Below are 6,270 nucleotides of genomic sequence, written 5' to 3'. Positions count from 1 at the left end.
GTCAGACCCACGCCCAGCCCGCCCTGCGCGCGGTCGAGCCCGCGCGAGCCCTGGGTGAAGAGGTCGAAGATGTGCGGCAGGAGCTGCTCTTCGATGCCGATGCCGTGGTCGCGCACGTGTATGGCGGCGCCCTGCGGTTCCGGGGTCGCGGTGAGCTCGATCAACGTCCCCTTCTCGCTGTACTTCGAGGCATTGTTTAAAAGGTTGGACACGATCTGCGCCAGGCGCGCGAAGTCGCCTTGCATCCACATCGACTCAACCAGGGGCAGCACCCGCAGGGTCTGGCCACGCGAGTCGATCAGCGGTTGCGCCGTTTCCACGCTCTGGCTGATGACGGCATTGAGATCGACCTTCTCGCGCGCCAGCACGATCTTGCCCTGGCTGATGCGCGCCACGTCGAGCAGCTCATCAATGAGGCGCGTCATCTGCCGCACCTGCCGCACCATGATGTCGGCGGCCCGCTCGAGCTTGGGGTCGGGCGCAGCCACGCGGCGAATGATCTCCAGCGCCGTGCGTATGGGCGCCAGCGGGTTGCGCAACTCGTGCGACAGCATGGCAAGAAACTCGTCCTTGCGGCGGCTGGTTTCCTGCAGCTGCATCTCGGCTGCGCGGCGCTCGACGATCTCGCTTTGCAGGCTGCCGTAGAGCATGGCGTTTTCGAGCGCGGCCGCTGCGCGGGCGGCCAGGTCGTCGAGCACTCGCCAGTCGATCGGGTGCTCGGCCGTGTCGGTGGCAACGAACAGGGAACCGAGCAGGCGGTCGCCGTTGAACAGAGGCAAAGCCGTGGCTTCGAGCCAGGGCCTTGCGCCTGCGGCCGGCGTCAGGCCGAGCGCGGGCGAGCCCAGGCCAGCAAGCTCGGCCACGTCGAGGTACACACGGCGCCGGTCTTCCACTGCGCGGCGCAGGGCGCTGCTCACGTTGTCGCCCAACTCGCAGAGCGGCCTCTCGCTCATCGCCCCCCCGTTGCAGACCAGGCCCTGCGACTGCAGGCCGTCATCGTCGATGCCCACGACCACCGCCACAGATGCCAGCTGCGGCACCACCAGCCGGGCCAGCTCGCGCATGCCCACGTCCACCTGCAAGGAGCTGTTGAGCACCTGGCTGGCGCTGGCCAGGAAGGCCGAGCGGCGGTCGCTGTCTTCGGCGGCACTGCGGGCTGCTTCGGCGGCGGCGATGGAGGCGCGCGCATCGGCCTGGCGCTTGATCTGCCGCTGCAGCGCAAAGAGGCGCACGAACACCCGCACCTTGCTGCGCAAGATGTGCGGCACCACGGGCGAGAGGATGTAATCGACCGCGCCCAAGGCGTAGCCGCGCTCGGTCTGGATCTCGTCGGCGTACGAGGTGATGAAGATGATGGGCGTGTCGACCGCGCGCTTGTACTGTCGGATCATGGACGCCGTCTCGAAGCCGTCGATGTCGGGCATGTTGACGTCAAGCAAGATCACCGCAAACTCGCGCTGCAAGATCTCGCGCAGCGCCTCGCGGCCAGAGCGCACGAACACCAGCTCTTGGTTGAGCTCTTCGAGCACCGTGCCAAACACCAGCAGCTTCTCGGGCAGGTCATCGACGATGAGGATGCTCACCTTGGCGTCAGCTTCCCCCAGGATCACCGCCGGATCATCGGCACGCGCGGGTCGATTCATTTGCTGAGCCACCCACGCAGCACCACCAGCAGGTAATCGGTGTCGACGGGCTTGGAGAGGTAGTCCCACGCACCGGCATCGATGCACTTCTCACGGTCGCCCTTCATCGCCTTGGCCGTCACCGCGATCAGCGGCAGCTCTTTGCCGCGTGGCAGCTGGCGCATGCGGCGCATGGTCTCCATGCCGTCCATCTCCGGCATCATGATGTCCATCAGCACGATGTCGATGGCCGGGTCGGTCTCGACGTGGCGGATGGCGTCATGGCCGTTTTCGGCCGACACGATCACCATGCCGTGCGCGTCAAGCACGGCGGCCAGCGCAAAGATGTTGCGCATGTCGTCGTCGACGATGAGCACCTTCTTACCTTCCAGCGCGCGGTCGGTGTCGTAGAGGGCCTGCGCCGAGCGGCGCTCCTGCTCAGACATGTTGGCCTCGCCGCGGTGCAGGAAGAAAGCTGTCGCATCCAGCATGCGCTCCAGGGTGTCGGCGCGCCGCAGGGCGAAGGCACTGTGGCCGCGCCCCCAGGCGGTGGTCACATCGTCGTCGTCGCTCGCGAGCACGATGGGCATCTGGCGCGCGAGCGGGCGCCGCTCTAGCGACTCGATCACGTCTTCAGGGCCGAAGCCGGGCATGCTGCCATCGGTGATCAGGCAGTCGATGCCGCCGGTGCCCAGTTGCACCCGCGCGGATGCGGCCGAATCGGCGATCACGATGTCGGTGTCGGCGTCGAGCGAGTCGAGGAAGCTGTCGCGCGCGCTCGCGGGCTGCATCATCACCAGCAGGCGCTTCTTGGGCCGATCGGCAAACTCGTAAAGATGCGCCAGCGCTTCTTCCACTTCGTCTTGCGACTGCAGGGGCTTGGTCAGGAAACCCAACGCCCCTGAGCGCAGCGCGCGCTCGCGCGAGTCGTCGGTCGACACGACGCAGATCGGAATGTGGCGGGTGGCCAGGTCAGATTTCAGCCGCTCAAGAATGCGCCAGCCTTCCATGTCGGGCAGGAAAATGTCGAGCGTGATCACCGCAGGCTGGAAATCGCGCGTCAAGGTGAGTGCACCCGCTCCGCTGGTACTCACCAGGCCCTTGAAGCCCACGTGACGGGCGGCCTGCAGCAAGACACGCGCAAAAGCGAGGTCGTTCTCGACAATCAACAGCACCTTGTCGCCGAGCAAGATATCGCTACGGTCATCGTTTGCCACGTTGGTCGAAGGCAAGTCATCCGAGTCATCCATACCCGCACCCACCATCTGAGGGCCTATCACCACACGGTCGCTTGGCAAGGCATGGTCATCACCAACTGGCCCGCGCAAGCGCTCGACATGGGGCAACACTTCGGCCAGCGCCGTTGGCACTGGGCGGCCGTGGCGGCCGACACGCGCCGTGTAGCTCTGCGGCAGATACAGCGTGAAAGTACTGCCCTGCGTTGGCGTGCTCACCAATCGAATCTCGCCACCCAACAGGCGGGCCAACTCGCGGCTGATCGCCAGGCCCAGGCCGGTGCCGCCGTATTTGCGCGAGGTGGAGCCGTCGGCCTGCTGAAACGCCTCGAAAATGATCTGCTGCTTGTCGAGCGAGATGCCGATGCCGGTATCGGACACCGAAAACGCCAGCACCTGAGTGGCGCGGTTGAGGTCTTCGTTGTCGCGCGACCAGCCGCCGCTGGCCTGTTCGACCGACAGGCACACCGAGCCCTGATGGGTGAACTTGAAGGCGTTGGACAGGAGGTTCTTGATGATCTGCTGCAGGCGCTTGACGTCGGTGACGACGGTCTTGGGCAGCGGCGGTTTGGTGGTGATCTCGAAATCCACATGCTTGGACTCGGCCACGTGGCGAAAGCTGCGGTCCACCGAACGCTGCAGGTCTTCGAGCCGCAGCTCGCTCACATCAACAGCCACCGTGCCCGACTCGATCTTCGACAAATCGAGAATGTCGTTGATCAGCATCAGCAGGTCGTTGCCCGACAAGTGAATGGTCTTGGCAAACTCAACCTGCCTGGGCGTAAGGTTGCCTTCGCTGTTCTTGCAGAGCTGGTCTGACAGGATCAACAGGCTGTTGAGCGGCGTGCGCAGCTCGTGCGACATGTTGGCGAGGAATTCCGACTTGTACTTGGAGGTGAGGGCAAGCTGCTCGGCCTTTTCTTCCAGCGCCTGGCGGGCTTGCTCCACTTCCTGGTTCTTGCGCTCGACCTCCTGGTTCTGGTGGACGAGCAGGCGGGCCTTCTCTTGCAGCTCTTCGTTGGTCTGCTGCAGCTCTTGCTGGCGGCTTTGCAACTCTTCGGCCAGCGACTGCGACTGCGTCAACAAGTCTTCGGTGCGCATGTTGGCGCTGATGGTGTTGATCACGATGCCGATCGATTCGGTCAACTGATCCAGAAAGGCCTGGTGCGCCGGGTTGAAGCGTTCCAATGAGGCCAGCTCCAGCACGCCACGCACCTCGTCTTCGAACACGATGGGCAGCACCAAAATGTCGAGCGCTGCGCCTTCACTGAGGCCGGTCGCCACGCGGAAGGCACTGGTCGGCACGTTGGTCAACAAAATCTTTTGCTTCTCGATCGCACACTGGCCCACCAGGCCCTGGCCCAGCTCCACCTCTTTGCCGTGCGAGGCCTGGCCGCCCGAGGCGTAGCTGCCGAAGAGCTTGAGCTTGGGTGCACCGGCCGCGTTGCTCAGCACATAAAACTCGGCTTGCTGCGCACCCACCACCGGCGCCAGCTCCGACAAGATCAGCTGGCCCACAGTCAACAGGTCTTTCTGGCCCTGCAGCATGCGGCTGAACTTGGCGAGGTTGGTCTTCAGCCAGTCTTGCTCGGTGTTCTTCTGCGTGGTGTCTTTCAGGTTGCGGATCATCTCGTTGATGGTGTCCTTCAAGGCCGCCACTTCGCCTTGCGCTTTCACCGTGATGGAGCGCGTCAGGTCGCCTTGCGTCACGGCGGTGGCCACCTCGGCAATGGCGCGCACCTGGGTCGTCAAGTTGGCCGCCAGCTGGTTCACGTTTTCGGTCAAGCCCTTCCAGGTGCCTGAGGCGCCCGGCACCTTGGCCTGGCCGCCGAGCTTGCCTTCCACACCCACCTCGCGCGCCACGCTGGTCACCTGATCGGCAAAGGTGGCGAGCGTGTCCGTCATGCCGTTGATGGTCTCGGCCAGGGCGGCAATTTCTCCCTTGGCTTCCACGGTCAGCTTTTGCTTCAGATCGCCGTTGGCCACGGCGGTCACCACCTTGGCGATGCCGCGCACCTGGCCGGTCAGGTTGCCGGCCATGAAGTTCACGTTTTCGGTCAGGTCTTTCCAGGTGCCCGACACATCGCGCACCTGCGCTTGCCCGCCCAAACGCCCTTCGGTGCCTACCTCACGCGCCACGCGCGTCACTTCGGCCGCGAAAGACGAGAGCTGGTCGACCATGGTGTTGATGGTGGCCTTGAGTTCGAGAATCTCGCCCTTCACGTCGACCGTGATTTTCTTGCTCAAGTCGCCCGCCGCCACCGCCTTGGTCACGTCGGCAATGTTGCGCACCTGGCTCGTGAGGTTCGAGGCCATCAGGTTCACCGAGTCGGTCAAGTCCTTCCAGGTGCCTGCAACACCTTGCACGTCGGCCTGGCCACCCAGAATGCCCTCGGTGCCCACTTCCAGCGCCACGCGTGTCACTTCGGCTGCGAAGCTGCGCAGCTGGTCGACCATGGTGTTGACGGTGTTCTTCAGCTCCGAGATTTCGCCCTTCACGTCGACCGTGATCTTCTTGGACAAGTCGCCTGCCGCCACCGCCTTGGTCACGTCGGCGATGTTGCGCACCTGAGACGTCAGATTGCCGGCCATGAAGTTGACCGACTCGGTCAAGTCTTTCCACGTACCTGCAACGCCTTGCACGTCGGCCTGGCCGCCCAGCTTGCCTTCGGTACCCACTTCACGCGCCACACGGGTCACTTCAGCGGCAAAGCTTCTCAGTTGGTCGACCAGCGTGTTGATGGTGCTCTTGAGTTCGAGAATTTCGCCCTTGCCGTCGACCGTGATCTTCTTGGACAGGTCACCCGCCGCCACGGCCTTGGTCACGTCGGCAATGTTCCGCACCTGCGACGTCAGGTTGGAACCCATCGAGTTGACCGAGTCGGTCAAATCCTTCCACGTGCCGGCCACACCCTGCACGTTGGCCTGGCCGCCCAGTTTGCCTTCGGTACCCACTTCTCGCGCCACCCGCGTCACTTCGGATGCGAACGAGGAGAGCTGGTCCACCATCGTATTGATGGTGTTCTTCAGTTCGAGAATTTCGCCCTTCACGTCCCCCGTGATCTTCTTGGACAGGTCGCCGTTGGCCACCGCGATCGTCACGTCGGCAATGTTTCGCACCTGGGAGGTCAGGTTGCCGGCCATGAAGTTCACCGAGTCGGTCAAGTCCTTCCAGGTACCTGCCACGCCCTGCACATCGGCCTGGCCGCCCAGCTTGCCCTCGGTGCCCACTTCGCGCGCCACCCGCGTCACTTCCGAGGCGAAGGACCGCAACTGGTCGACCATGGTGTTGATGGTGTTCTTGAGCTCGAGAATTTCGCCCTTCACGTCCACCGTGATCTTCTTGGACAGGTCGCCGGCCGCCACGGCCGTCGTCACTTCCGCGATGTTCCGCACCTGGGCCGTGAGGTTCG

At 64.0% G+C, this 6,270-nt stretch carries 2 protein-coding genes; both read right to left on the bottom strand.

Translation table 11 applies throughout. The features are described 5' to 3' along the window. A partial coding sequence (locus AC30QB_RS09490) for a hybrid sensor histidine kinase/response regulator (RefSeq protein WP_489545967.1) occupies positions 1–1,643 on the bottom strand: 1,643 nt, incomplete at its 3' end. Continuing rightward, the gene (locus AC30QB_RS09485; RefSeq protein WP_489545966.1) at positions 1,640–6,253 is read right to left on the bottom strand and encodes a HAMP domain-containing protein; all 4,614 of its coding nucleotides are present in this window, start codon (positions 6,251–6,253) and stop codon (positions 1,640–1,642) included. The genes AC30QB_RS09490 and AC30QB_RS09485, both read right to left, overlap by 4 nt. Positions 6,254–6,270 lie beyond the last annotated feature (17 nt).

Origin of the sequence: Rhizobacter sp. (assembly GCF_046595475.1) — a bacterium.
Taxonomy (GTDB): domain Bacteria; phylum Pseudomonadota; class Gammaproteobacteria; order Burkholderiales; family Burkholderiaceae_C; genus Rhizobacter.
Note: the sequence above shows the minus strand (reverse complement) of the source record. Positions and strands in the feature narration are given on the sequence as shown.